We start from the raw sequence: 26,977 nt of genomic DNA, 5'->3' as shown, positions 1-26,977 counted from the left end.
CGCAGGTGCGCGTCGAGTTGCGACAGCTGTACAAGAGGCTTGGCGAACCGGCTTACAAGGAATTGACGACGCAGGCCCACCTGAGGGGCTTCTCGCTACCGAAGCAGACCATCACGACGCTGCTCTACGGAACGAGTAAGCCGCGGTGGCGCACCGTTGAGGCGTTCGTCACCGCCTGTACCGGCTACGCCACGGCAAATAAGGTGCCAATGTCGCCTGGCACGTTCGAGCTGGCCGCATGGCAGACCCGCTACGACACCGCATATCCCAAGAAGCAACGTCCGCGGTCGCCAGATGCCCGCTTCGCGGCGGAGCGAGCCGCTTACACGGCGAGACTGCGGGAACGCTACGGACGGGTAGACCTGGCGATCCTGACCCCGTTGACAGAGCCGGACGAGCATCCGCCTATGGAGCTGCGCGACGTGTTTGTCGCGCAAGCAGTGAGGGCGGACCCGCCGCCGGTGGAATTACCCAGAGAGCTGCGGCGTCGGTTGACAGAAGTCGGCGAACTGGACCCGGCCGACCTTCCAGACGGGGTGGACCGGGAAACGCTCGCCAGGGTTGAGCAGCAGTATCAGGCCAGGCCGGCGCAACCGGTCTTGGAGGTGCTAGCCACGCAGGCGAAGGTAGTCCTGCTTGGCGATCCCGGAGCGGGCAAGTCGACTCTGGCAAGATACTTGACCCTTAAATTAACCGACACAGTCGCGAGCGGAGCGCTGGCCACCTTCGCCGGTTGGTTGCCACTACTAGTGGAACTGCGCACCTACGCCGATCCGCAGTGGCGGGATGGCACCTTTCTGGACCTCATCCACCACATGCACGCGACCGAGGGCTTAGGACTAACCAAACCCGTTGTTGAAGAGTTCCTGCGACGTGATGGACGCGCCGTTGTCATATTCGACGGACTCGACGAGGTATTCGACCCGAAGCTTCGTGAAACGATCACCCATCGGATCACCGGGTTCGCCGCCCAACATCCGAAGACCCGGATCGTGGTGACCTCCCGGGTGATCGGCTATCGTCGCACGATATTGGACACCGCCGGATTCGCCCACCACATGCTCCAAGACCTCGACCGCAACCAGATCGACGGGTTCGTCAGCACCTGGTACCAGATCGCGTCCCCAGACAACGCGCCCGAGGCGACCCGGCTGCGTTCAAGACTGCTCACCGCCGTCGACGACTCAGCGGCCGTGCGTGAGTTGGCCGGCAATCCCATGCTGCTGACAATCCTGGCGATCATCGGCCGTAGCCGGGAACTCCCTCGCGACCGGCGCGACGTGTACGACCACGCCGTAGCCGTCCTAGTCCAGCACTGGGACCCCGGCAAGCACCTGCTCGACACCCGCGTCGACCAGGGGATGCCCTACATTGATCGGGCCGATAAGAGGGAGTTGTTGCAGGCAGTCGCCCGACGTATGCAAGACGCGCCCGCGGGCCTTGCGGGCAACCATATCCCCGGTCCTGATCTGATCGACGAATTCGACAATTATCTCCGAGATCGCTACGAGCTGCCTCCTGATCGGGCGAAACCTGCCGCCCAAGCAATGCTCGACCAGTTCCGTGAACGCAACTTCATCCTCAGTCGCTTCGGCGCCGAAGTTTATGGGTTCGTTCATCGTGCATTCCTCGAATACCTCGCAGCCGCAGACATCGTGAACCGCTTCAATAATGAACGAACCCTGACCGAGGAAGAGCTCATCAACGATGTTTTCGGCCGGCGCTGGCCTGACCCCGCCTGGCAGGAAGTCCTACTCTTAATCACTGGGATGATCAATGAGCGGTTTGCCGCCAAAGCGATCAACCATCTGCTTCACGCCGACCCACTATGGCACCTAAGTTCCGCCAAGCTTCCCCGCCACGCACTGCTCGCAATACGATGCATAGGCGAAGTGCGCAAACTCGGCGCACTGTCGAACCAGAGTCGGGCAGTCGCCGACGTTGCCATCTCTCTGCTCGAGACAGCCAGCAAACGTGCATTTGGTGACAGCAATCGATCATTGATTCAAGCCATCGAGCAGGCCACGTTGCCCGTATTTTCCACTCTCGGTTCAAATTGGTCTGGCCGTGACCGCTACCATAATTGGTTCCTCGTCCGCGGTCAGTTTATTAAATCATCGCTGTATACTAATTCGACCGTATTGTTGGCTGCGCGACTCGATGCTGTGCTCACCGCAGGGATTTCCACATCCCGTAATCAGCTACAGAACCAAGCTACCGACAACCAACATTGGCAAGTACGGCAAGCCGCACTGGAAGTCCTAGCCGTGAACTGGCGCGGCGAACCCGACACAGGAGCGCTGGTGCGTGAGCGTGCCACCACCGACCAAGACGAAGACGTACGGCGAGCGGCAATAGAAGCCGTGGCGACAGGCTGGCCCACAGACAACGGGACCCTCCCACTACTCCGCGACCGCGCCACCACCGACCAGTTCTGGGGGGCGCGACAGGCAGCAGTAGAAGCCTTGGCAACAGGCTGGCCCACAGACAACGGGACCCTCCCGCTACTCCGCGACCGCGCCACCACCGACCAAGACGAAGACGTACGCCAAGCCGCGCTGCGAGCCGTGGCGACAGGCTGGCCCACAGACCTCGCCACCCTGCCCTGGCTCCGTGAGCGCGCCACCACCGACCAAGACGAAGACGTACGGCAGGCAGCAATGGAAGCCGTGGCGACAGGCTGGCCCACAGACCCCGGGACCCTCCCACTACTCCGCGACCGCGCCACCACCGACCAGTTCTGGGGGGCGCGACAAGCAGCAGTAGAAGCCTTGGCCGCAGGCTGGCCCACAGACCCCGGGACCCTCCCCTGGCTCCGCGACCGCGCCACCACCGACCCCGACGACTACGTACGGCGAGCGGCCCTTCAGGCCGTGGCGACAGGCTGGCCTATGGACCCCCACACCCCTCCGCTACTCCGCGACCGCGCGACCACCGACCAAGACGAAAGCGTACGGCAGGCCGCGCTACAGGCCGTGGCAACAGGCCGGCGGGAGAACCCCGACACCCTCCCGCTACTCCGCGACTGCGCCACCACCGACCAGATCTGGATGGTGCGACAAGCAGCGGTGCAGGCCGTGGCTGCAGGCTGGCCCACAGACCTCGCCACCCTGCCCTGGCTCCGTGAGCGCGCCACCACCGACCAAGACGAAGACGTACGCCAGGCCGCGCTACAGGCCGTGACAGCAGGCTGGCGGGAGAACCCCGACACCCTCCCACTACTCCGCGACCGCGCCACCACCGACCACCATCAACAAGTGCGACAGGCAGCAGTAGAAGCCTTGGCAACAGGCTGGCCCACAGACCCCGGGACCCTCCCCTGGCTCCGCGACCGCGCCACCACCGACCAAGACGAAGACGTACGCCAAGCCGCGCTGCGAGCCGTGGCGACAGGTTGGCCCACAGACCTCGCCACCCTGCCCTGGCTCCGTGAGCGCGCCACCACCGACCAAGACGAAGACGTACGGCAGGCAGCAATGGAAGCCGTGGCGACAGGCTGGCCCACAGACCCCGGGACCCTCCCACTACTCCGCGACCGCGCCACCACCGACCAAGACCAAAACGTACGGCAGGCAGCAGTAGAAGCCTTGGCCGCAGGCTGGCCCACAGACCCCGGGACCCTCCCACTACTCCGCGACCGCGCCACCACCGACCCCGACGACTACGTACGGCGAGCGGCCCTTCAGGCCGTCGCCGCAGGCTGGCGGGAGAACCCCGACACCCTCCCGCTACTCCGCGACCGCGCCACCACCGACCACCATCAACAAGTGCGACAGGCAGCAGTAGAAGCCTTGGCCGCAGGCCGGCGGGAGAACCCCGACACCCTCCCGCTACTCCGCGACCGCGCCACCACCGACCAAGACGACTACGTACGGCGAGCGGCCCTTCAGGCCGTCGCCGTAGGCTGGCCCACAGACAACGGGACCCTCCCACTACTCCGCGACCGCGCCACCACCGACCACCATCAACAAGTGCGACAGGCAGCAGTAGAAGCCTTGGCAACAGGCTGGCCCACAGACAACGGGACACTCCCACTACTCCGCGACTGCGCCACCACCGACCAAGACCAAAACGTACGCCAGGCCGCACTGCAGACCGTGGCAACAAGCTGGCCCACAGACCCCGGGACCCTCCCACTACTCCGCGACCGCGCCACCACCGACCAAGACGAAGACGTACGCCAAGCCGCGCTGCGAGCCGTGGCGACAGGCTGGCCCACAGACCTCGCCACCCTGCCCTGGCTCCGTGAGCGCGCCACCACCGACCAAGACGAAGACGTACGGCAGGCAGCAATGGAAGCCGTGAATCGATTCACCTGAGCAGTTGCATCATCAGGAGCCATCGTCACAGCCCGGCATATGCTTTTGCCGGATAGACTGGCTAGGGCACGTCCTTGATCAGACGAGCGCGGCGTCGACAGGCGCTTACCGATGGACTTAGTTGTCCACCCGCGTCTGTGCTTCGGAGCTGGCGGCGCCGCCGATGCCCACAATCCGTCCGGCACCAGTCACGAGGCAGATCCCTGACAACCCGCCAAGCTTCCCTGCGGCAGGCTCTTAGTCACTCACTTTGTCACCCACCAGACCAGTCAGGCCCCACCCGAGGTGTCTCGGGTGGGGCCTGACCTGCGGAGCCGCCTAGGGGAATCGAACCCCTGACCTATTCATTACGAGTGAATCGCTCTGGCCGACTGAGCTAAGGCGGCATGTCTCCGGCTCGCGCTGGCGACGGGCTCAAGTGTAGCGGAGGCTGTCAGCGTCACTTTCCGGGGGGACTGTCGTTAGGGCCCTATGACGTCGGTCTCATCCCCCGATCGACCTATCTGGAGGCTCTGGCACATGCGGCGAAGACTGCCCCGTTCGGTGGCCCTGCCCGCGGCCGCGGCGTTGCTCCTGTTCAGCGCGGCGCCGGCGAACGCCGATCCGACCTATCCGACTACGCCGATCCCGCAGCCGGCGAATCCGGGGCAGGCGCCGATCTCGGCGCCGATCGGGCCGCAGCCGCTGGGGCAGGCCGTCGGGGATGCGGGGACCGCGCTCGGCATCATCCGGTTGCTGCCCAACGCCGTGCCGACGAAGACGATCCTGCCCGGGTTCGGGGACACCCTGCCGAAGCAGTCGGCGCTCGAAGCCGGGATGGGCCTCTCGAACGCGTCGGCGAACTCCGACGCCTACCTGAGCTACGAGAAGTCGATCGCGCAGGCGTCGCCGTTCGGGCTGTCTGTGGGCGGGAACGCGCCGCAGACGCCGGGCAGCGTCGTGCAGACCGCGTTGCCGGACAACCCGCAGCCGATCAGCGGTGGGCTGAACGCGCCGCCGAACCCGCTGCTGAACGTGGGGCTGCTCAACGGGAGCGCGCACGCGCGGTGGAGCCCGACGCTCGGTCCGTGCGTCGACACCATCGCCGACGCGAGCACGTCGGTGGCGAGCCTGTCGCTGCTGAACGTCATCCCGTCGATGCCGAACCTGGGCCTCGACAAGCTCGCCCTGGACCCGAGCACGCTCGCGAAGGGCTTCGACCTCACCAAGGGCCTGCAGAGCCTCGGCGGGCTGTTGCAGGGCGGCGGCCAGACCGCGGCGAACGGCACCGGCTCGCTGCTGAGCCTGCCGAACACGCTCTCGTCGCGTTCGCAGGTGAAGCTGGTCGATCTCCCGGGCTCGAAGAACAAGGCCGTGCAGTCGACGTCGACGCTGCAGGCCGCGGACATCGAGATCCTCAAGGGCACCCCGCTGGCGCTGAGCATCAAGGTGGCCAGCCAGCCGACGCTGAAGGTGACCTCCACCGGCGACGCGAAGACGTCCAAAGTGGACTACACCGCGCCGGTGCTGACCATCGAGGCGGCCGGCAAGACGCTGTACACGCTGGACGCGGCGCACCCGACCAAGGACATCCCGATCGGGCTGCCGCTGACCGGGCTGAGCGACCAGTTCGGTCAGCTCAACGACATCCCGGTGGTCGGCGGCCTGGTTTCGACGCTCACCAAGGGCATCCAGCAGGTCGGCAACACCGCGGGGACCGTGCTGGACCTCGGTGTCCTGCGGCTGAGCATCGCCGGGCTGGACCAGAAGTCCGCGCAGATGACCACGCCGTTCAAGGGCTTCCAGCTGGGCGCCTCGGCGCGGCTGTTCGACCTGCAGCTGCTGCCCACGACCAAGCTCAAGAGCCTGCTGCCCGCCGACCAGGCGAAGAACCTGCCGTCGTCGCTGGCCCAGCTGTCGCTCGGCGAGCAGGTCGCGCGGGCCTATGCGCCGACCGGCGGCGTCATCTGCGGGACGACGTCGACGCCGCCCGCGGGCGGTCAGGCTCCGAAGGGGCCGGTGAAGAACCTCGCCTACACCGGCGGCGCGTACGACACGGTGCCGCTGTTCTGGACGGGCACCGCGATGCTGCTGCTCGGCGTGGTCATGGTGGCCGCGATGCCGGGCTCGCGACGTCGTCCGCTGGCCGTGGCGGTCGAAGAGAAGCCGTTCAAGCCGTCACCGCGTCCGCGCGAGTGACCTGAAGCAGCCCCCGGGGGCAGTGGAGAAACCCGCCAAGAGCTTCTTGGCGGGTTTCTTCGTTTCAGCCCTGGCGAAGCGTCGTGACCATCGCTTCGATGGCGATGCGCGGCTTGACGTTCAGGTCGATCGCCTCGCGGCATTCCAGCACCGCTTCGAGCCGGCGAAGCGTCGATTCCGGTGTCCACGCCGAAGCCGCTTCGGCGATCTGGTCGGCGTGGTCGGGGTGGTTGAGCGTCGCGCCGGAGCGGGTCGTCGTCACCAGGACGTCGCGGTAGAAGCCGGCCAGGTCGATCAGGGACAGGTCGAGCGTGTCGCGCTGGGTGCGCGTCGCGCGCGACTTCTGCTTCTTCTCGAGCTGCTTGACCGCCGCTTCCGCGGCCCGCTTCGCGCCGGCGACGCCCTTGCCGACGCCGTCGCCGCCCATCGCCGTCCGCAGCTCGTTGCGCTCGTCCTCGTCGCGGCCCTTGCTCGCTTCGCCCGCGTCGGCCTCCGCCGCGCTGATCAGCTGGTCGGCGCAGGTGAAGACGTCACCGGGGCGGCGCAGGCCGAGCGGGATCCGCAGCACGGTCGCCCGGCGCTGCCGCGCGGCCTCGTCCGTGGCGAGCCGGCGCGCGCGGCCGACGTGGCCGCCGCACACCGAAGCGGCCCACCGCGCGCGCTCCGAGTCGACGTGGTCGCGGTGCTCCAGGACGTCCGCGATCGCCTCCGGCGGCGGCGTCCGCAGCGTCACCAGGCGGCAGCGCGAACGGATCGTCACCGAGACGTCCTCGGGGTGGGACGACGGCGCGCAGAGCAGGAAGACCGTGCGCTCCGGCGGCTCCTCGACGGCCTTCAGCAGCGCGTTCGACGCACCTTCGGTGAGCCTGTCGGCGTCTTCGATGATCACGACCTGCCAGTGGCCGGTGGTCGGCCGGCGCGCGGCCGCCTGCACCAGGGCACGCATCTCGGCGACCGAGATGGACAGGCCTTCCGGCACCACGAGCCGGACGTCGGCGTGGGTGCCCGCCATCGTCGTGTGGCAGCCCGGGCAGGCGTCGCAGCCGGTGCCGGTGCTGCACTGCAGGGCGGCGGTGAACGTCCGCGCGGCCACCGACCGGCCGGACCCGGGCGGGCCGGTGAGCAGCCACGCGTGCGTCATCGCGCCCGGCGGCGCGGGCTCGCCGGCGACGATCTTCGCGGCCGCCGCCGCGGCCGCGCTCAGCGTTTCGACCGCCGGCTCCTGGCCGACGAGCTGGTTCCAGACACCGATGCGTTCGGTCGTCGTCACTTCGCCTCCACGCGAGGCTCTTCCGGGATCGTGTCTTCGAGGTCCAGCGGCAGGGTCGACGGCCGGTCCGTCGCCGGTCCGTCGGTGGTCGCGGGGTTCTCGTTGGTCGGTGCGTCGGCGGCCGGGGCCAGCGCGGACAGGCGGCCGATGAACACGGCCCGCAGCGCGGTGCGGATGCGCTCGGCGACCTGGGCGTCGGTGCCGTCGGCGTCGATCACGACGTACCGCTCCGGGTCGGCCGCGGCCATCTCGGTGAGCAGGTGCTGGACGCGCCACTGGTCGTTCATCACGGTCGCCCGGTCGCGCGGCGCGCCGGGCGGGGCGGAGTCCAGCAGGACGGTCAGGTCGGGCCGCAGCCGCCCGGTCGCCCAGTCGGCGAGGCCTTCGAGCTCGTCGCTGTCCAGCCCGGCGACGGCCGACAGGTGCGCCAGCGGCGAGTCGACGAACCGCTCCATCACCACGACCGAACCGGCGTCGAGCGCCGGCTGCACGTGCCGCTCGACGATGTCGGCCCGCACCGCGGCGGCGGCCAGCGCCTGGGCCCGAGCTCCGGTCAGCGAAGCACCGGAGACGAGCGCGGTGAGCCGCTTGTCGTCGAGGGCCGGATCGGCGGCGACCACGACGGGCCGGGTACCGCCCCGCATCCAGTCGGCCAGGTTGACGGCCTGGATGGCGGTGTTGATCGCGGTGGTGCCCTCGACGGCGATGAGGAAGCCGTTGACGCGCCTCGGCGTGCGGCGCAGCGCGTTGCGCAGGTCCGAGAGGATCGGCTCGGTGCGCTTGTCGTCCATCTGTCGGTAGGCGAAGATGCCGGCGACCAGCGCGATCGCGGCGCCGGCGAGCATGATCGGCCGGGTGCCGTCGATCGTGACCGGGCTGCCCCAGACGTTGATCGTGCGCGGCGCCACCACGCCGACCAGCACCGGGACGGTGACCGTGGTGCCGAACAGCACCAGCTTCATCATCAGCTGGTAGATCGCGTTGATCCGGCCGCGGATGGCGTCTTCGACGCGGGAGCCGATGATCGTGACACCGGTGAGGAACGCCGTCCCGGCCCAGAACCCGACCAGGACGACGGTGATCAGCGAGACCGAAAGGTGCGGCGACAACGCGACCAGCGCGAGCGACAGCCCGGCCGCGATGATCGAGACGCCGAACAGCCGGTCGTGCGGGAGCCGCCGGGAGAGCTTGGGCGCGAACGCCATCCCGGAGGCGAGGCCGACGAAGATGGCCAGGACCAGGAGGCTGAACGCCGAGTCGCCGGCCAGCAGGCTCGAGGAGTAGGGCTTGGCCGAGCCGATGACGGCGCCGCCCGCGGCGAACGCGCCGAACGCGCCGACCAGCAGGCCGCGCACGAGCGGCGTGCTGCGGATGAACCGGAAGCCGTCGGCGATCATCGTGCCGATGCCGAGCTTCTCTTCGTCGGCCGCCTGGACCTTCTGTTCCGGCAGCGCGTGGACGTTGCGCAGCGAAAGCTCGGGGATCCGGGTGGCGATGAGGATCGCGCTGGCCAGGTAGAGCAGGCCGGTGATGACGACGACCAGCTTCGCGATGTTGAGGCTCGGATCGCCGGAGAAGAGGTGGAACGTCGTGTTGACGCCGGTGATGATCGCGTTCGCGCCGGCCGCGGTGACGACGGCCAGGCCGTACGTCATCACCATGCCGAGCTGGTTGGCCGTCTCGACCTGGTCGGGCCGGCGGAGCAGGTTCGGGACCGCGGCCTCTTTCGAGGGGATCCACATGCTCGCCGCGCTGCCGACGAGGAAGTTGCCGACCAGCAGCCACCACGGCGCGCTGACGAAGGCGATGGACAGCAGGAAACCGCAGCGCAGCAGGTCCGCCACGATCATGACCTTGCGGCGGTCGAACCGGTCCGCGAGCAGGCCGCCGACCGGGGCGAACAGCAGCCCCGGCGCCAGGCCGGTCAGCACCACGCCGACGAAGGCGAAGTTCTGCGCGAAGTAGTTGTTCGTCAGCTTCGTGGCCAGGCCGGTGAGGGCGAGGATGTTCAGCCAGTCGGCCACGCTGCACAGGTACGTGACGCCCCAGAGGCGCCGGAACGGTTTGATCGCCAGCACCCGCCGGACCCGGTTGATCGTGGACGCCTCGGCGCCCGACGACCTACCCGGGCCGGCCCCGGGTACCGATCGCACGCCCTCGCTGATACGCCCACCCCACTAGTCACCGCGGTGCCGGGCGCCCTCATGAGGTCGCCCGACCGTGAACTCAGGGTAGCCCGATCGGCCCTTGCCTCGCGGACGGCCCCGAGGTCACGGTGGTGCGCGGAACAGCGAGCGAGCGCTAGTCGAAGAGTCCGGTCACGCTGCTGACCAGGCTGGACACCAGCTCGATGGCGACGAAACCGAACACGATCAGCAACGCCACGGCGAGCATGACCCCGGCCGCACTCGACGACGGCCGGTTGAAGGCCGGCATCGACATCGCCGGCAGCTTCCGCCGCTTGACGGGCACGACTTCGAGGTCTTCGTCGAAGTCGTCCTCAGCGGGTGCCCTCTGCCGCACGGGCCGCTGCAGCAACGGCGGCCGCGTCGGCCAGGTACGCCGCCGGGTCCGCTGACGCGGGAGAAGCCCCATCGGCGTTCCAGCGTCTCCGCCGACGCCGCTGGTGGTGCCGGCCGGTGGGATCGCCCTCGGGGTCTCGCCGCCCTCCTCCCGGAGGGTTTCCTCGACCATCCGGCGCACGGCTTCTTCGTCGTGCGGCACGGGCCCGGCTACCGGGAAGGCAGCGGGCTCGTGGCCATTGGCGACCGCGGCGCGTGGTTCAGGTGCCGCCGTGACCAATCCCGAAACGGGATCGGCGAACATCTCGCCGGGGGCTTCGGACAACGTGCCGTCGCGCTGAGTGAGCTCGGGGGCATTGAAGAAGGGAGCCTCACCGTTCGCGCTCATGGTGACCACCTCACTACTGAATGTCCTCGCCTTTCCAGGGTAGCGACGATGGCGGATAACGCATCCGCCCAATGGCTCTGTCTGTAATGGAGGGTCGGTCACGCAGCGCAAGCCTGTGCCCGAACCCCCTGCAGTGTCCAGTCCGACGGTGGTTCAGTCGACCGCCGATGGTGACGGATCGTAGTGAGTCGGGTCACAGGGGCCGTCGGGTGGGACTGGCCAGCGGCGGGCCGGAGGTGACCAGTTTGCCGGGTTCCGGTCGAGTCGGGGACGGGTTTGCCTGGAGACGCCGGGTGGGTGCGGTGCGCCGGTCGGCGGGTCGGCTGCGGCCGGTCGGAGCATCGGCTCGCGGGAAGGTGGTGACTCCCTGTTTCCATGCCGCCGAAGCCGGTGAGTCGCTGCCTCGGCTGGCGCGACCTCGTCGGGCTGCGCTCGCCAGCGTGCCCGCGCGACCGAACTGCCCGACGCTGGCCGGCCGCGTCACGCCGCACACCGCGCACGCCCGGCTGCAGTCGGCCGCACGACCCGCTCGGCGCCGCTTGTCCGTCCGATGCCGGACCGGCCGCACTACCTGGCCAGCTTGGTCCGCGTAGCGCCAACGCAGCCGGGACCGCATCGCCTCCGCCCACGGAACCGCCTCACCCTCTTCTCAGGACACCTCCTCCTGTCCCAGGTCGACCATCTTTCGGCACCAGTCGCGGAGCATGCCGCGGCTGAACGGGCTCAGGACCAGCTGGCGGCGGCCGTCGCCGCGGTCCAGGGACGCCAGGGCGAAACGGCCCAGGTCCGTGTCCACCAGGACGAACCCGTGGTCCGGGAACTCCGCGCACAGCCCGCCGAAGGCCAGCATGTCCAGCACCGCCGTGCCTAAGCGCGGACGGCCCAGCAGCTCGCGTATCGCTCCCACGTCGGCGTCCTGGCCGTCGTGGACCAGGCCGTCGGCGTCCACCGACAGCCAGATCGCGCGGGGTGAGGCGCCGAACGGGGCCTCCGGCAGCTCTGCCACCAGCATCTCCGGCAGCTCCTCGAAGTCGGCCAGGTGGATCGCCGTGCGCCCGGGCAGCGAACCCATCATGAAAGCCCGCTCGCCATCCGCGTAGCAGCGGATGTCCGCCGTCTCCGGTCCTTCGTCGAACACGCCGCACAGCGCCGCCCGGACCGAACCGCGCAGCATCAGCGACACCACCTCGAAGCCGACCTCGTTGAGCTCGCCGTCCACGCCGAACGGGGTGCCGTCGATCCAGGCGGCCCACGCCGTGTGCCGTTCGACTTCCTCGACCAGGTCCGCGGGGTCGTCGGAGACCGGCCCGTGCACCAGGATGTCGTGGTCGCTGACCTCCGGGTTGTAGAGCCGGTCGACCGGCTCGCGGTCCGGCATCGCCACCAGCACCGGGCCGGCCGCCAACTCGAGCAGCTCCCGGGCCGCCGTGCGCTCAACCATGCCTTCGCGCCGCCTCTCCCGGTCGCGGTTCCGCTTCACCCTGGCCGCCCGCCGCCGGACTCCGCGGGATCGGCACGTCGCTGATCAGCTCGGCCGCGGCGAGGATCGCGTCGCGCACCGTGAGGCCCAGCCGGGCCGGCTCCACCTCTTCGTCCACCCCCTCCGGGGACCCGTGCTCACGCATGGCTCTGGACCGCCTCGACGATCCACTGCTCGGCCGTGCTCCGCGACGCCGGACCCCACGTGACCGTCCAGCGCCCGGTCCGGCCGACCGCCGCGCTGAACTGGTATCGGCCCAGGTCGTTGTCCACCAGTCCGAACGCGCCGTGCGGGTACTCGGCCAAGATCGCGTCGCGCACCGCGAGGTCGACCAGCACCGTGCCCAGCCGCGGCCGGGCCGCGCACTCGCGGATCAGCTCGACCGCCCGCTCGCACCGGCGCGGGATCAGCCCGCCCTCGTCGGTCTCGATGCGCACGTGCTGCCCCGGCCCCGGCGGCCGGTCGGGCAGGCCGTCGAACACCCAGCCCGGCAGCTCGCTCAGGAAGCCGGACCGCAGGCGCGCGCGGTTGCCCAGCTTGTGCAGCACCGTGGTGTAGTCCTCGTCGCCGAAGAACCGCACCTCCCACGGCTCCCGCCGGGCCGGGAAGACGCCGGTGACCACGCCGCGGATGAAACCGCCCCGCAGCGCCCGGTAGAGCCCGACTGCTTCCGGCGTGACCTCGCCGCCCGGGGCCAGGCCAATGGCGGCCATCCCGGCGACGAACCGGGTGTACTGCTCCACCTCGTCGGCGAGGCTCCGCGCGGGCGAGGAGCGACGGCCCGGCAGCGGTTCGGTGTCCGCCAGCACCGGCGGGATCTCGAACTGGGGGTCGTAGAACTCCATCACCGAGGGCCGCTCCGGCACCTCGGCCGACAGCGGGGCGATGACCTCGTCGATGACGTCGAAGACGGCGACTGAAGTGTTCACCCCTTGATTGAACACCCTGGCACCGACAATTTCTCGCACATATGTTCGAGTGGGCGACATCGTTCGGTGAGCGGTCGTCGAGCGGCTCAGGCATGCTCCGGCACCCGCCCTTCGACGAGCTCCCCGAGCCTGTCCACGCTTCCGGGCAGCCACCAGAACCGGCGGTGGCCGCCCTGGCGTCTGCCCAGCGCCGCCAGGTGCCGGCCGCGGTCGTCGTCGACGAACGCCAGCATCTCCCACGGCTGCCGCGCCCCGTCGCGGAGGATGTCGAGCTGGACGGTGCCGAGCCGCGGCCGGCGCAGGTCGTCCATCAGGTCGAGGATCAAGCACTCCTGCTCGGGCTCGAGCACTCCGCGCTCGTCAGCGTCGAGGTACAGCCCCTCGCCCGGCGCCGGCGGGTGTGGCGGCAGCCGTGTCAACGCCAAGGTGAGGAACTCCGCGACCGAACCCGGCGAGGGCCCGGACAGGCGCAAACCGTCCGCGGCGACGCCGAACCGCGTCCGGTCGTCGAAGAACGCCGATGTCCACGGCTCGCCGAACACCGCGACGGCCACGCCGCAGACTCCGCCGGTGCCCGTAAAGCCGGGGAGCGAGTCGACCAGGTCCGTGGCGGTGGAACTGCCGGCGGCCGCCGCCCGGACCGGCTTGAGGATCTTGGTGGTCACCGTGTGCACGGTGCGTGGTGTTGTGGTCACGCGTTCATGAAACCCGGGACCACCGACAATTTCCCGAACATCCGTTCGAGGTGTCACCCGAAAGTGTGGCCGGACGCCGTGAAGGCCTCCTCACCAGCCACAAGAGCCGGTCAGGAGGCCTTCACGAGCAGTCTTACTTGGCCTTCGTCGCCGTCGAGCTGCGCTTCGTCGTGGTGGACTTCGCGGCCGCGGCCTTCGCGGTCTTGCTCGTGCCCGCCTTGACCGTCTTCGCCGTCGTCGACGCCGGCTTCCGCGCCGGTGCCTTCCGCTTCGGCGCCGGGCCCTTCGCCCGCTTCTCCGCGAGCAGCTCGGACGCCCGTTCGGCGGTCAGCGACTCGATCTCGTCGCCCTTCCGCAGCGTCGCGTTGTACTCGCCGTCGGTCACGTACGGGCCGAACCGGCCTTCCTTGACGACCATCGGCTTCTTCGACACCGGGTCCTCGCCGAGCTCCTTGAGCGGCGGCTTCGCCGTGGCGGACCGGCCGCGCTGCTTCGGCTCCGCGTAGATCTTCAGCGCTTCCTCGACGGTGATCGAGAACAGCTGGTCCTCGGTCGAGAGCGAGCGCGAGTCCGTGCCCTTCTTCAGGTACGGCCCGTAACGCCCGTTCTGCGCCGTGATCTCGTCACCGGACTCCGGGTCCTTGCCGACCACGCGCGGCAGCGAAAGCAGCTTCAGCGCGTCTTCGAGCGTGATGGTCTCGATGTCCATCGACTTGAACAGCGAACCCGTGCGCGGCTTCGGCGCCTTCGCCTTGGCGGCCTTCTTCTGCGCCGGCGTCGCGTCCTCGGGCAGCTCGATCTCCGGCAGCACCTCGGTCACGTAGGGCCCGAAACGGCCTTCCTTCGCGACGATGTCGTGCCCGCTCACCGGGTCGGCGCCCAGCGTGCGGCCCTCCTGCGGGGTCGCGAACAGCTTCTCCGCGATCTCCTGCGAGAGCTCGTCCGGCGGCAGGTCCTCGGGCAGGTTCGCGCGCTGCGACTCGCCGTTGACCTCACGCTCGAGGTACGGCCCGTAGCGGCCGACGCGGACCACGACGGTGTGCCCGTCGGCGTCGCTGAACAGCGGGATCGAGTTGATCTCCCGCGCGTCGATGTCCTCGACACTGCCTTCGACCAGCTTCTTCAGGCCGCCCAGCCGGCCGATCGAGCCGTCGACGCCCATGTCGCCGCCGAAGTAGAACTTCGACAGCCACTGCGCGCGCTGCTCGTTGCCGGACGCGATGCGGTCGAGCTCGTCCTCCATGCCGGCGGTGAAGTCGTAGTCGACCAGCCGCTCGAAGTGCCGCTCCAGCAGGCCGATCACGGCGAACGCGACCCACGACGGAACGAGCGCGGAGCCCTTCTTCCACACGTAGCCGCGGTCCTGGATGGTCTTGATGATCGACGCGTACGTCGACGGGCGGCCGATGCCCAGCTCTTCCAGCTTGCTGACCAGGCTCGGCTCCGAGTACCGCGCCGGCGGCGACGTGGTGTGGCCGTCCGGGTTCAGCTCGGTCGCGGTGAGCGCCTGATCCTTCTCCAGCACCGGCAGGCGGCTCTGCTTGTCGTCAGCTTCGCCACCGGTCTCGGTGTCGACGGCCTCGACGTACGCCTTCAGGAAGCCCGCGAAGGTAATCGTGCGGCCCGAAGCGGCGAAGGTGCATTCCTCGCCCGACGTCGCGGTGCCGACGATGCGCACGGACATCGTGGTGCCCTTGGCGTCCGCCATCTGCGACGCGATCGTGCGCTGCCAGATCATCTCGTAAAGGCGGTACTCGTCGGTGTCCAGCTCACTCGCGACCTGGCCCGGCGTGCGGAAGACCTCGCCCGACGGGCGGATCGCCTCGTGCGCCTCCTGCGCGTTCTTGACCTTGCGCGTGTACTGGCGCGGCGACGGCGAGACGTACTCCTTGCCGTACAGCTGCGTGGCCTGGCTACGCGCCGCCGAGATCGCCGACTCCGAGAGAGTCGTCGAGTCGGTACGCATATAGGTGATGTAACCGTTCTCGTACAGCTTCTGCGCGATCCGCATCGTGCGCTCCGAGGTGAACCGCATCTTGCGGCCCGCCTCCTGCTGCAGGGTCGACGTCATGAACGGCGCGTACGGCTTCCGCGTGTACGGCTTCTCCTCGACGCTCGCGACCTTGAAGTCACGCTGCTCGAGGCCCTCGGCGAGGCGCCGCGCGTCGGCTTCCACCAGCACGCGGATCTCGTTGTTCGACGCCTTGAGCTGCCCGTCCGAGCCGAAGTCGCGGCCCGTGGCGAGGCGAGCGCCGTCGACGGCCACCAGCCGAGCCGAGAAGTTGCGCGGCGAAGCCTCTTCGCCGGCGTCCATCGTGGCGGATACGTCCCAGTAGGACGCCGAGGTGAAGCGCATCCGCTCGCGCTCCCGCTCGACGACGATCCGGGTCGCCACCGACTGCACGCGGCCCGCCGAGAGCTTCGGCATGACCTTCTTCCACAGCACCGGCGAGACCTCGTAGCCGTAGAGGCGGTCGAGGATGCGGCGGGTCTCTTGCGCGTCGACGAGGTCGGCGTCCAGCTCACGGGTCGAGTCGGCGGCCGCGAGGATGGCCTGCTCGGTGACCTCGTGGAAGACCATCCGGCGGACCGGGACCTTCGGCTTCAGGGTCTCGAGGAGGTGCCACGCGATGGCCTCGCCCTCGCGGTCGGGGTCCGTCGCGAGGTAGAGCTCGTCGACGTCCTTGAGCAGGCTCTTGAGCTCGGTGACCTTGGACTTCTTGTCCGGGGTGACCACGTAGAGGGCCTTGAAGTCGTTGTCGACGTCGACGCCGAGGCGCGCCCAGGACTCGCCCTTGTACTGGGCGGGCACGTCGGCGGCACCACGAGGCAGGTCGCGGATGTGCCCGACGGAAGACTCGACGACGTAACCGCCGCCCAGGTAGGGGGCGATCTTGCGGGCCTTCGTCGGCGACTCGACGATGACCAGCCGCCGGTGCCCGGCGCCGTTGTCCGCCGAGGCTCCGTTCTTCTTGGTCCGTGCTCCTGCCACGCTGTCCTGCTCTCCGCTCATCTCGTCCCACCGCCGCGGGACTGCACCGCGCCCCGTCCCCCTGAGGGTCCGGGCCCGTGTCTCGACCTGCCAGTGTGCACGCTGTTCCGGCCCGGACGGCGCGGAGGTGGCCCAACACGCCGCCGGTCCTGTGCCCAGCGCATCGCCGCTGACCTCGACGATGTTTCCCCAACGTACCTGCCACGTGATTTCGGCCACGTCCCGCGCAGCCTAGCGCGTGACCGTCCGGATACCCTCCGTTCGACGGTGGTGGGCGCGGGACGTCACCGCTTCACTGGTTTCCCCGCCCAGCCGAAAGGATCCGCCATGACTCGACGCCTCCTCGGCGCCCTGCTCACCGCCGCGACCGCCACAGTATTACTGGGTACCACTCCGGCGAGCGCGGCCGCGGCGAATTTCGCCGGCACGGTCGCCCTGTCCAACTGCTCGGGTTCGGTGGTCAAGCCCGCCGCGACCCCCGACTCCGCACCCGCGCTCGTCATGTCCAACGGGCACTGCCTCGAGACCGGCTTCCCCGGCCCCGGCCAGGTCATCACCAACCGGACGTCCAGCCGGACGTTCACGCTGCTCAACGCGAGCGGTGGCAGCGCGGGCACCCTGCGGGCCAAGAAGATCGTCTACGGGACGATGACCGACACCGACGTGTCGCTCTACCAGCTCACCACCACCTACGCGCAGATCAAGTCGAGCTACGGGATCTCGCCGCTGGAGCTGTCCACGGCCCACCCGACGGCCGGCGCCGCGATCGACGTCGTCTCGGGCTACTGGAAGCGGATCTACTCCTGCAACGTGGACGGCTTCGTCTACCGGTTGAAGGAGGGCAGCTGGACCTGGAAGGACTCGATCCGCTACACGTCCGCCTGCCAGACCATCGGCGGCACGTCGGGCTCGCCGATCGTCTCCGGCGGCAAGGTCGTCGGCGTGAACAACACCGGCAACGAGGACGGCGCGCGCTGCACGGAGAACAACCCGTGCGAGGTCGACCAGGCCGGGAACGTGACCGTCCACTACAAGACGAACTACGGCCAGGAGACCTACGGCATTCCCGCGTGCCTCACCGCGGCCAACGAAATCGCCCTCACCCAGGCCGGCTGCACGCTGCCCCGGCCCTGACGCGCCGCCCGCGCCCGGTCAGGCCGTGCTCGTGACGGCCTCCGGGTGCGGGACCGGCCGCGGCGCCGCCCCGGGCCACACCGCTTCGGCGCCCGGCGGCGGTTCCCCGATGAGCTCCAGCAGCGCCTCCAACCGGCGTTTCCCGGTGACCTTGACGGCCGGGACCTCGACCTTCGGGCCGGTCAGCTTCGCCGCGACGCCCAACGGCGTCAGCGCCTCGACCAGCCGCTCGTGCATGCCGGGTGCCAGCGGGTCGACCCCCAGCAGGTAGCCCTGCGTGCCGGGCCGGCCGCCGGCCAGCGCCCACATCCGCAGCATTGCCCCGCTCAGCCGGAAACCGTCCGGCACCGCCTTGCCCGAATCGTCCTCGATCGGGCCCGCACAGCCCTCACGCAGCCACCGCAGGGCCAGCGGGAGCAGATCGACCCGGAACGACGTCCGGACCTGTGGATTGCCGCAGTCGGCCTTCGAGACCTGGGCGTCCGCGCCGCGGCAGCGGAACTCGCGCGCCAGTAGGTGTGCCCGCCACGGCTCCTCGACGACCACCGACAGCCTGGCGGCCGTGCGCCCGAAACCGGTGATCTGGCCGTGGCAGCACAGCAGCCCGGCCAGGTCGCCCAGACCCGGCCCGCTGGCCTCGGCGGAGAAGAGGGAGATCGTCCGATCCACCGCGCCATACTAGAACACAAGTTCGATTTGAGGCGAGGGTCACGCCGATCTTCACCGAGGCGGTTGATCCAGCTGCCGGCACGCGGGGGCCCGTTGCTCGGCCGCTACCAGGGCCGGGACGTCCTTGAGGCCCTTGAGGTAGTCGAGCGCGTCGATGCGGTCCAGCGTGGCCTTGGCCTCGCCCAGGGCCTCTTTGGTCTCCGCCGCGTCGCCGCGCACGGCGTCGATGCGCTGACGCGCGTTCTCGGCCTGCTCACGGATGCCGGTGAACTGCCCGATGACGTCCTCGCGCCCGCCGTCCGCCGACGCCACCGGTGGCGCGCCGAGCGCGTTCAGCCCGGCGAGGCTCTGGTCGAGCCCGCCGACCACCGAGGAGAGCAGGTCACTGGAGGTCCGGGACGCCTGCTGCGGCGTGCTCGGGTCGACGGCGGGCAGTGCCGCCAGCGTGCGGACCAGGTGCGTCACCGCGCCGCAGTAGCCGTCCGCCCATCTCGCCGCCGGATCGGCCTGCGGCACCACGGTCGTCACTGACAGACCCTGGTCGCGCGCCGGGGACTGCGTGGCGGCTTGCCCGCAGCCGGCGAGGCCGATGGTGATCGTCGTGGATAGGGCGGCTAAGACGGTTGACCGCGGCCGCACCTGAACACCTCCTGCTCGACGACGTCCCGGAACGCCCGACGGTACCGACTCGGTGCCGCTTCGCAAGTCGCCGAGCCCGGGTGGGATTACCCGACACGCCCCGGGCCCGGCACGCGACGCTGCGTGCCGGGCCCGGGAACGGGTACTGCGTCAGGCCTTGATCTCGGTGGGGGTGTCCGTGAGGACCGTCCCCCGCCGCTTCGACACCACGATCGCCGCGACGATCACGGCGACCGCGACCAGCGAGATGATGATGCGGACCGCGGCGTTCTCGTCGGGGCCGATCGAGAACTGCACGACGGCGGGCGCGATCAGGACCGAGACCAGGTTCATGACCTTGATCAGCGGGTTGATCGCCGGGCCGGCGGTGTCCTTGAACGGGTCACCCACGGTGTCACCGATGATGGTGGCCTCGTGCGCGGACGAGCCCTTGCCACCGTGGTTGCCGTCCTCGACCAGCTTCTTCGCGTTGTCCCACGCGCCACCGGAGTTGGCGAGGAAGATCGCCATCAGGGTGCCGCAGGCGATCGCGCCGGCCAGGTAGCCGGCGAGCGCGCCGGTGCCCAGGCCGAAGCCGACCGCGATCGGGGCGAAGACCGCCAGCAGACCCGGCGTCGTCAGCTCACGCAGCGAGTCGCGCGTGACGATGTCGACGACCTTGCCGTACTCGGGGCGGGTGGTGCCCTCCATGATGCCCGGGATGTCGCGGAACTGACGGCGCACTTCGTAGACGACCGCGCCGGCCGCACGGGACACCGCGTTGACGGCGAGGCCCGAGAACATGAACACCACGGCCGCGCCGACGATCACGCCGACCAGCGTGTTCGGGCTGACGATCGTGTTGACGAACGACTTGGCCGCGTCCATGCCGGTGACCACTCCGTTGCCCATGCCGGCCAGCGTCTTCGTGATCGCGTCCGAGTAGGAGCCGAAGAGCGCGGTCGCCGCGAGGACGGCCGTCGCGATCGCGATGCCCTTGGTGATGGCCTTGGTGGTGTTGCCCACCGCGTCCAGCTCCGTGAGGATCTGCGCGGCCTTCTCGTCGACGTCGCCCGACATCTCGGCGATGCCCTGCGCGTTGTCCGAAACCGGGCCGAAGGTGTCCATCGCGACGATGACGCCGACGGTGGTCAGCAGGCCGGTACCGGCGAGTGCCACGGCGAACAGCGCGACGCCGCCGCCCAGCAGGTACGCGCCGAACACGGCCGCACCGATCACCAGGGCGGTGTAGACGGCGGACTCGAAACCGACCGAGATGCCCGAGAGGATGACGGTCGCGCCACCGGTCTCCGACGTCTGCGCGACGTCCTTGACCGGCTTGTACTCGGTGCCGGTGTAGTAGCCGGTCAGCTTCAGGATGACCGCGGCGAGCACGATGCCGATGATCACCGCGATGGTCGCGATGACGGCCGGGTTGCCCGTGGTGCCCGCGAATTCCGCGCCGAAGTCGCCGAAGCTGCTCGGCAGGTAGACGAACGCCGCGATCGCCGACAGCACCGCGGAGATCACCGCGGAGATGTAGAACGAGCGGTTGATCGTGACGAGGCCGGGCTCACCGACGCGCGCCTTCGTGATGTAGACACCGATGACCGCGGTGATGACACCGATGGCCGGCACGATCAGCGGGAAGATCAGGCCGTGCACGCCGAAGGCGGTGCTGCCCAGGATCAGCGCGGCGACCAGCATGACGGCGTAGGACTCGAAGAGGTCCGCGGCCATGCCGGCGCAGTCGCCGACGTTGTCACCCACGTTGTCCGCGATGGTGGCGGCGTTGCGCGGGTCGTCCTCGGGGATGCCCTGCTCGACCTTGCCGACCAGGTCCGCGCCGACGTCGGCGGCCTTGGTGAAGATACCGCCGCCGACACGCATGAACATCGCGATCAGGGCGGCGCCGAAGCCGAAGCCCTCGAGCACCTTGGGCGCCTGGCCGGTGTAGACCAGCACGACGACCGCGGCACCGAACAGGCCGAGGCCGACGGTGATCATGCCGACGACACCGCCGGTGCGGAACGCCACGCGCATGGCGACCTCGCGGCCGCCTTCTTCACGGGACGCGGCGGCCACGCGCAGGTTCGCCTGCGTCGCCAGCCACATGCCGAGATAGCCGATCGCGAACGAGAACGCCGCACCGACCAGGAAGAAGATCGAACGACCGATCTTCTCGTTCCAGTCGTCGGCGGGAAGTGCGAAGAGCAGGAGGAACACGATCACGCCGAAAATGGCGAGGGTGTTCCGCTGCCGCTTGAGGTAAGCGGCCGCGCCTTCCTGCACCGCCTTGGCGATGTCCTGCATCTTGGCGGTGCCCTGGCCCGCGGCCAGCACCTCCTTGAGCAGGACGTAGCCGATGACGAGTGCGGCAAGCGCGACCACGGCGACTACACCGACAATCGTGTAGCCACCTCCGGTGAGCGCAATACTGCCTGCGCCCTCCGCGAGGAACTGCCGTGACATTCGTCCTCCAGGAGACGTCGCCGATCGCCAGCGTCGACGGCAAGCCGAGGGTTCGACACGGCCGGCGCTGGCATGGACCCTGTACGGAGCGACACGCTAGCCGGGCAGCAACGCACGTCTCACATGACGCTCACCACAGAGGGTGTGGATTGCGGGAGTGTATTGGTATCGCAACCAGCGTCTTCACGCCGTCCCGGTGACGGTACATTCCGTTACCTTGTGAGGCTCCTCACTTGATCGATCACTCGATCGCCGATCCGTTGGGGCAGTTGGGGATCGTCCGGGGAGGCGAGAACTGTCGGACCCCTGTGCCAAGCTCGGCTGGTGGAAGACTCACGGGGGCGGCGGCTGCTGGGGCGGGTGACCGCCGGCATCCCGTCGCGCGAGGATCCGGTCACGCACGTCGCGGACCTGCCGGGTCGGAACGCGCGCTACGCAGAGTGGCCGTCGTGGGCCGATCCGGCCGTGGTGACTGCGCTGCGTGACTGCGGCGTCTCGGCTCCTTGGGAGCACCAGGCGGAGGCGGCTTCGCACGCGTACGAAGGTCGTCACGTCGTGATTTCGACCGGCACGGCGTCGGGCAAGTCGCTGGCCTACCAGCTGCCGGTGCTGTCCCGGCTGGCCGCGGGCGAGAAGGCGAACGCGCTGTACCTGTCGCCGACGAAGGCGCTGGGGGCGGACCAGCTGCGGTCGGTGTCCTCTTTGGACGTCCCGGGCGCCCGCGCGGCGTCGTTCGACGGGGACACGCCGATGGTGGAGCGCGACTGGGTGCGCGCACACGCGAACTGGGTGTTCACCAACCCGGACATGCTGCACCGCGGGATTCTTTCCCAGCACGGGCGGTGGGCGCGGTTCTTCCGGCAGCTCAGCTGCGTGGTCGTCGACGAATGTCACAGCTATCGCGGCGTCTTCGGCTCGCACGTCGCGCTGCTGCTTCGCCGGCTTCGGCGCGTTGCCGAGCATTACGGCGCTTCGCCGGTGTTCGTGCTCGCGTCGGCGACGACGGCTTCGCCTGCTTCGTTCGCTTCGCGGTTGACGGGGGTGCCTTGTGCCGCCGTGACGGACGACGCCTCTCCGCGCGGGGCCCGCACTGTGGTGCTGTGGGAGCCGCCGCTGCTGGAGGAGCTGACCGGGGAGAACGGCGCGCCGGTCCGGCGTTCGGCGGGCGCGGAGACGTCACGGATCCTGGCCGACCTGGTCGTCGAAGGCGCGCGGTCACTGGCGTTCATCCGCTCGCGGCGGGGCGCGGAGCTGGCCGCGCTGGGTGCGCGTCGCATACTGTCCGAAGTGGACCCTGCGTTGACGGAAACTGTTGCGGCGTATAGGTCCGGCTATCTCCCGGAGGAGCGACGGGCGCTGGAAGCGGCGTTGCTGTCGGGGCGTCTGCTGGGCGTCGCGACGACCAACGCGCTGGAGCTCGGCGTCGACATCGCGGGGCTGGACGCGGTAGTGCTGGCCGGCTACCCGGGCACGCTCGCGTCGTTCTGGCAGCAGGCCGGGCGGGCGGGCCGGTCCGGCGACTCAGCGCTGGTGGTGTTCGTGGCGCGGGACGATCCGCTCGACACGTACCTGGTGCACCACCCGGCGGCGTTGCTAGACCGTCCGGTGGAGACGGCGGTGCTGGATCCCGCGAACCCGTACGTGCTGGCGCCGCAGCTCGCGTGCGCCGTGGCCGAGCTGCCGCTGACGCTCCCGGAGCTGGAGATGTTCGGCGGCGCGGCTGCTCAGGAGGTGCTGACCGAACTGGCGGAGCAGCAGTTGCTGCGGCGGCGGTCGAGCGGCTGGTACTGGACATCACGCGACCGGCCGCACGCCGAGGTCGGGATCCGCGGGACGGGCGGCGAACAGATCGCGGTGGTCGAGTCGGACTCCGGGCGGATGCTGGGAACGGTCGACCCGGGGTCGGCGTGCTTCGCGGTCCACCCCGGCGCGGTGTACCTGCACCAGGGGTCGTCGTACGTGGTCGACGAGCTGGACCTGGATCAGGGGCTGGCGATGGTGCACGCGGAGAACCCGGACTGGACGACGACTCCGCGCGAGATCGTGGACATCGCGGTGCTGAGCACGCAGGAGAAGCAGGACTTCGGCGGGGTGAGCGTGTGCCTCGGCGAGGTGGCGGTGACGTCCCAGGTGGTCGGCTACCTGCGGCGACGTCCGTCGGGTGAGGTGCTGGACCACACGCCGCTCGACCTGCCGGAGCAGAGCCTGCGTACGCGGGCCGTCTGGTACACGCTCTCGTCGGAGCTGCTCGGGCCGGGCATTTCGGCTGATGGCGAGGCGGGGACCGGGGGCCATCGGGTGGGGACCGAATCTGCGGGGCCGGTGGGGACCGGAGAGGAAACCCTGGCGAACGGTCGGGGGCCCGTTCACGAGGGTGACAGGGCACCGGGGAGTGCCGGATTGGTTCCGGCACGGGTCCCCGGTGCCCTGCATGCCGCCGAGCACGCGGCGATCGGCCTGCTACCGCTGTTCGCTACGTGCGACCGATGGGACATCGGCGGGGTGAGTACCGCGTGGCACGAAGACACCGGGGAGGCGACGGTGTTCGTGCATGACGGCCATCCCGGGGGTGCGGGATTCGCCGAACGCGGTTATGCCGCGATTGTCCCGTGGCTGGTCGCTACGCGGGAGGCGATCGTCTCCTGCGAGTGCCCGACGGGCTGCCCGTCCTGCGTCCAGTCGCCGAAGTGCGGGAACGGCAACGATCCGCTGGACAAGGCAGGTGCAGTGGCTGTCCTGGACACCGTGCTCGGGGCGTTGCGTCAACACGGTGCCTAGTACGGCCACTTTGGTGGTTCATGGAGTTGTGCCCTGCTCCGCCTCGGCCGGGTTGGGACCGGCCGTCGGCGGTGGTTCGGTGGTTCAGGCCGCGGTGGTGTGGACCAGCTGCGGAACCTGCTCGCCGGCGAGCGCGCGGACGAGGACGTCGTGCACCTCGGCGGCGTCCGGCAGCTGCCAGCCGCAGACCTCGGGCTTGACGCGCCAGTGCACGACACCGTGCTGGAACGGCGACGGGGGCAGCGGGATGTAGCTGTCCTTGCCGTGCCACTGGATCGAGGAGCGGGTCGCCAGCTCGGCCGGGATGTGGTCGGCGACGGTGGTGAGGAAGAGCCAGCGGCCGTTCGGCAGCGCGATGATCGGCGCCGGGTGACCGAGGGCGCGCAGCAGACGGCAGGCGCGCTTGCCGAGTTCGTCGTCGACCTCGACGGCGTCGAGCACGGTGCCGGTCGCGACGAGCAGGCTGTGGGTGCGGTCGGAGAACCAGGTGGCGACCTCGTGGGCGTGGGTGCCGATCTGCTCGCGCCAGTTGTCACTGGCCGGGACCGGGCGTCGCCAGGTGAGGTCGTCGCCGCCCAGCGGAGCGGGGTCGACACCCGGGAGCACCGGCCAGCCACGCCAGGCGAGACCGATCGCCTCCGCCCGCAGTTCGATGCGGAAGGCGCCGCGCCAGCTGTCCGGCCAATTCGCGTCCAACATTGTCTTTCCTGCCTTAGGTTCAGGTTCTCTGCGACCCGTTAAACCCTGTCGCGGTGTCGCACATCTCACTTAACGGCAAGTTGCACATTGCCCGGAACCCCCACGCGACAACCGGTGGTTACGCGGCGATGAACGCCCGGTAGTCCCTACCGCCCGACCGAACCCGACGGCGCGGATCGACGGTGAACGGCAGCCGCCAACGGACCGTTCGTCGCGCTGATGACCAGGACAGACCGGCTGTCGGCCACGCTTTCGGCGGCTGGCGGGCGTCCTATCGGCCCAGGTGAGCGGGGGTTTCGACCGCTCGCCGTGCACGACCGACCGCTGCCCGTGACCACCGGCCGCTCATCGTGCGCCCGGGCGGATCAGCCGGTCACCGTGGCATACCGACCGGTCGGCGTCCGCCGGTCGGTGGTGGTGAGGGGTGACGGTTGGGGTGTCCCGGTGAGCGGTGATGAGGGTGGGCGCCGGTTGTCGTGCGGGCTGCCGGGTCGGGTTGGACGCGCGTGTTGTCGGGGGCCCGGGCTGGGTGATCGCGGCGTTGAAGGCGTGCGAGCGCGCCGTGGGCCCCGGGCTGCCGGGATGGGGCCGGGGTGAACGCGGGAGTCCGGGCCGGGTGGCCGCAGCCCTGACGGCACGTGAATACGCCATGTGCCCGGGCTGCCGAGGTGGTGGCCGGGCTAGACGCACGTGTTCTCGGGGTCAGGGCCGGGTGATCGCGGCCTTGAAGGCGTACGAGTGCGCCGAGGCTGCGGGCTGCGAAGCGGGATTGGGCGCAAGTGTTCTCGGGGAGCCAAAGCCCGGGTAAGCGCAGCCCTGGAGGCACGTGAGTGCGCCGTGGACCCGGGGCTGCCGGGCTGCCGGGCTGCCGGGCTGCCGGGCTGCCGGGCTGCCGGGCTCATGGTGACCGGCCGGTGGGTCCGGCGCGAGCCCTCGCTGAGGGGCCTGGCAGTCCGGCGAAGCCGAGGTTTGGCGCCTGGACCTCGATGAAAGCGTCCAGCCGCTGCCATCGGCAGGTCAGGAGGCTGACCGCCATCCGGTCGGCGATCCACCTGGCGCGCTCGCAGGCTCGGGCCGGGCCTTCCGCGGCGTGTGATGCCGCCGCGAGCGCGGCCAGGTCGGCGGCACTCTCTGCACGGTGGCGGGCGACGACCGCCGCGCCCAGCCAGCAGCCGAGGACCGCCACCCCGGCCAGTGCGGCCACTGCCATCGCTGTCCAGATCGTGGCCACGCCGCTGTCGGGACTGTCCGCCTGGCCTCCGGTGCCGCAGCGCGGGTCAGCCGGCGGCATCGGTGGCCTCCGTGCCCGGCTCGGCCACCGCGTACGCCGTTGCGTGCAAGTTGATCGCCGGGAGCAGGTCGCCTGCCGGGTGAGCGCTCACCTTGACCGTTATCTCGTTGCCTTCCCGGTGGATGTCGAAGTTCGCGCCCGCCGGGGCTATCTGGTGGACCGCTGCCGCGGCCTCGTGGGGCTGGCCTCCGGCCAGGAGCCGGGCGGCCTCGCGAGCCGCGTCCGTGCAGCGCAGCTGGCCTGTCAGCGCTGTGACGCCTGCAAGCAGCAGAACGGTCATCACCGTCAAGCCGGCGAGGCCCAGCGCCGCTTCGACCGTCACCGCACCTTCGTCTTTGCGGCTCACGACGGCACCGTCAGGGCCTTCATGACCAAGTTCGTCAGCCACGAGACCACCGAGTCGCCGGTGAGGAGGGTGTAGAGGACAGCCGCGAAGGCCGCGACGGCGACCGTGACGATCGCGTACTCGACCGTTGTGGAGCCGTCGTCGGAGCCGGGCCGGCGGTGGGACGCGCGCATGGGTTTCCCTTCAGTACTTGTCGG

19 protein-coding genes and 1 tRNA gene are annotated in these 26,977 nt (G+C 69.7%); 4 read left to right on the top strand and 16 right to left on the bottom strand.

The annotated features are described in order from the left end of the window. Positions 1-5 precede the first annotated feature (5 nt). Entirely contained in the window at positions 6-4,319 is a 4,314-nt protein-coding gene (locus ACZ7OU_RS09405; RefSeq protein ID WP_470254747.1) for a HEAT repeat domain-containing protein, read from the top strand. Positions 4,320-4,631: 312 nt separating this feature from the next. Here the strand turns inward: ACZ7OU_RS09405 and ACZ7OU_RS09400 are convergent. Next, a tRNA-Thr gene (locus tag ACZ7OU_RS09400) sits at positions 4,632-4,705 on the bottom strand. 133 nt (positions 4,706-4,838) lie between these two features. Between ACZ7OU_RS09400 and ACZ7OU_RS09395 the strand changes: the two genes are divergently transcribed. Continuing rightward, complete coding sequence (locus ACZ7OU_RS09395; RefSeq protein WP_470240694.1) at positions 4,839-6,497, top strand: hypothetical protein; 1,659 nt, start codon at positions 4,839-4,841, stop codon at positions 6,495-6,497. Positions 6,498-6,561: 64 nt separating this feature from the next. Here the strand turns inward: ACZ7OU_RS09395 and ACZ7OU_RS09390 are convergent, their stop codons facing one another. The 8 genes from ACZ7OU_RS09390 to topA all read right to left on the bottom strand — a co-directional run bounded on the left by ACZ7OU_RS09390 (position 6,562) and on the right by topA (position 16,794). Continuing rightward, entirely contained in the window at positions 6,562-7,767 is a 1,206-nt protein-coding gene (locus ACZ7OU_RS09390; RefSeq protein WP_470254746.1) for a DNA polymerase III subunit delta', read from the bottom strand. Further along, complete coding sequence (locus ACZ7OU_RS09385; RefSeq protein ID WP_470254745.1) at positions 7,764-9,920, bottom strand: bifunctional MFS transporter/dTMP kinase; 2,157 nt, start codon at positions 9,918-9,920, stop codon at positions 7,764-7,766. The genes ACZ7OU_RS09390 and ACZ7OU_RS09385 overlap by 4 nt, the downstream gene beginning before the upstream one ends. Positions 9,921-10,068: 148 nt before the next feature. Next, complete coding sequence (locus ACZ7OU_RS09380; protein WP_470240691.1) at positions 10,069-10,677, bottom strand: hypothetical protein; 609 nt, start codon at positions 10,675-10,677, stop codon at positions 10,069-10,071. A 649-nt stretch (positions 10,678-11,326) separates the two neighbouring features. Further along, positions 11,327-12,118: a hypothetical protein gene (locus ACZ7OU_RS09375; protein ID WP_470254744.1), complete on the bottom strand. Its 792-nt coding sequence runs from the start codon at positions 12,116-12,118 to the stop codon at positions 11,327-11,329. After that, on the bottom strand, positions 12,111-12,302 hold the full coding sequence (locus ACZ7OU_RS09370; protein ID WP_470254743.1) for a hypothetical protein: 192 nt from the start codon (positions 12,300-12,302) through the stop codon (positions 12,111-12,113). The genes ACZ7OU_RS09375 and ACZ7OU_RS09370 overlap by 8 nt, the downstream gene beginning before the upstream one ends. After that, the gene (locus ACZ7OU_RS09365) at positions 12,295-13,086 is read right to left on the bottom strand and encodes an ESX secretion-associated protein EspG (RefSeq protein ID WP_470240688.1); all 792 of its coding nucleotides are present in this window, start codon (positions 13,084-13,086) and stop codon (positions 12,295-12,297) included. Before ACZ7OU_RS09365 ends, ACZ7OU_RS09370 begins: the two co-directional genes overlap by 8 nt. An 86-nt stretch (positions 13,087-13,172) precedes the next feature. Continuing rightward, positions 13,173-13,781: a hypothetical protein gene (locus ACZ7OU_RS09360; protein ID WP_470254742.1), complete on the bottom strand. Its 609-nt coding sequence runs from the start codon at positions 13,779-13,781 to the stop codon at positions 13,173-13,175. A 133-nt stretch (positions 13,782-13,914) separates the two neighbouring features. Then, positions 13,915-16,794 carry a type I DNA topoisomerase gene (gene topA / locus ACZ7OU_RS09355; protein WP_470254741.1) on the bottom strand — a complete coding sequence of 960 codons (2,880 nt, stop codon included), beginning with the start codon at positions 16,792-16,794 and terminating at the stop codon, positions 13,915-13,917. A 306-nt stretch (positions 16,795-17,100) separates the two neighbouring features. Here topA and ACZ7OU_RS09350 point away from each other — a divergent pair, with 306 nt between their 5' ends. Next, positions 17,101-17,907: a S1 family peptidase gene (locus tag ACZ7OU_RS09350; protein WP_470254740.1), complete on the top strand. Its 807-nt coding sequence runs from the start codon at positions 17,101-17,103 to the stop codon at positions 17,905-17,907. An 18-nt stretch (positions 17,908-17,925) separates the two neighbouring features. Here the strand turns inward: ACZ7OU_RS09350 and ACZ7OU_RS09345 are convergent, their stop codons facing one another. The 3 genes from ACZ7OU_RS09345 to ACZ7OU_RS09335 form a co-directional block, all read right to left on the bottom strand. Next, positions 17,926-18,576 carry a hypothetical protein gene (locus ACZ7OU_RS09345; RefSeq protein WP_470240684.1) on the bottom strand — a complete coding sequence of 217 codons (651 nt, stop codon included), beginning with the start codon at positions 18,574-18,576 and terminating at the stop codon, positions 17,926-17,928. A gap of 51 nt (positions 18,577-18,627) precedes the next feature. Further along, positions 18,628-19,104, bottom strand: coding sequence for a hypothetical protein (locus ACZ7OU_RS09340; protein ID WP_470254739.1), 477 nt, complete (start codon positions 19,102-19,104; stop codon positions 18,628-18,630). A 261-nt stretch (positions 19,105-19,365) separates the two neighbouring features. After that, a complete protein-coding gene (locus ACZ7OU_RS09335) occupies positions 19,366-21,666 on the bottom strand; it encodes a sodium-translocating pyrophosphatase (RefSeq protein ID WP_470240682.1) in 2,301 nt (766 codons plus the stop codon). Positions 21,667-22,026: 360 nt separating this feature from the next. Here ACZ7OU_RS09335 and ACZ7OU_RS09330 point away from each other — a divergent pair, with 360 nt between their 5' ends. Further along, positions 22,027-24,444 (top strand): DEAD/DEAH box helicase, encoded by a 2,418-nt coding sequence (locus ACZ7OU_RS09330; RefSeq protein WP_470255904.1) that lies wholly within the window; start codon positions 22,027-22,029, stop codon positions 24,442-24,444. A gap of 84 nt (positions 24,445-24,528) precedes the next feature. Here the strand turns inward: ACZ7OU_RS09330 and ACZ7OU_RS09325 are convergent, their stop codons facing one another. The 4 genes from ACZ7OU_RS09325 to ACZ7OU_RS09310 all read right to left on the bottom strand — a co-directional run bounded on the left by ACZ7OU_RS09325 (position 24,529) and on the right by ACZ7OU_RS09310 (position 26,953). Further along, positions 24,529-25,143 (bottom strand): bifunctional DNA primase/polymerase, encoded by a 615-nt coding sequence (locus tag ACZ7OU_RS09325; RefSeq protein WP_470240681.1) that lies wholly within the window; start codon positions 25,141-25,143, stop codon positions 24,529-24,531. Between the two features lie 898 nt (positions 25,144-26,041). Then, positions 26,042-26,434: an Rv3654c family TadE-like protein gene (locus ACZ7OU_RS09320; protein ID WP_470254738.1), complete on the bottom strand. Its 393-nt coding sequence runs from the start codon at positions 26,432-26,434 to the stop codon at positions 26,042-26,044. Further along, positions 26,421-26,756 carry a TadE family type IV pilus minor pilin gene (locus ACZ7OU_RS09315; protein WP_470255903.1) on the bottom strand — a complete coding sequence of 112 codons (336 nt, stop codon included), beginning with the start codon at positions 26,754-26,756 and terminating at the stop codon, positions 26,421-26,423. The genes ACZ7OU_RS09320 and ACZ7OU_RS09315 overlap by 14 nt, the downstream gene beginning before the upstream one ends. A 20-nt stretch (positions 26,757-26,776) precedes the next feature. After that, positions 26,777-26,953, bottom strand: coding sequence for a DUF4244 domain-containing protein (locus ACZ7OU_RS09310; RefSeq protein ID WP_470240679.1), 177 nt, complete (start codon positions 26,951-26,953; stop codon positions 26,777-26,779). Positions 26,954-26,977: the final 24 nt, after the last annotated feature.

The sequence above is a fragment of the Amycolatopsis sp. NPDC114505 genome (genome assembly GCF_055633615.1).
Note: the sequence above shows the minus strand (reverse complement) of the source record. Positions and strands in the feature narration are given on the sequence as shown.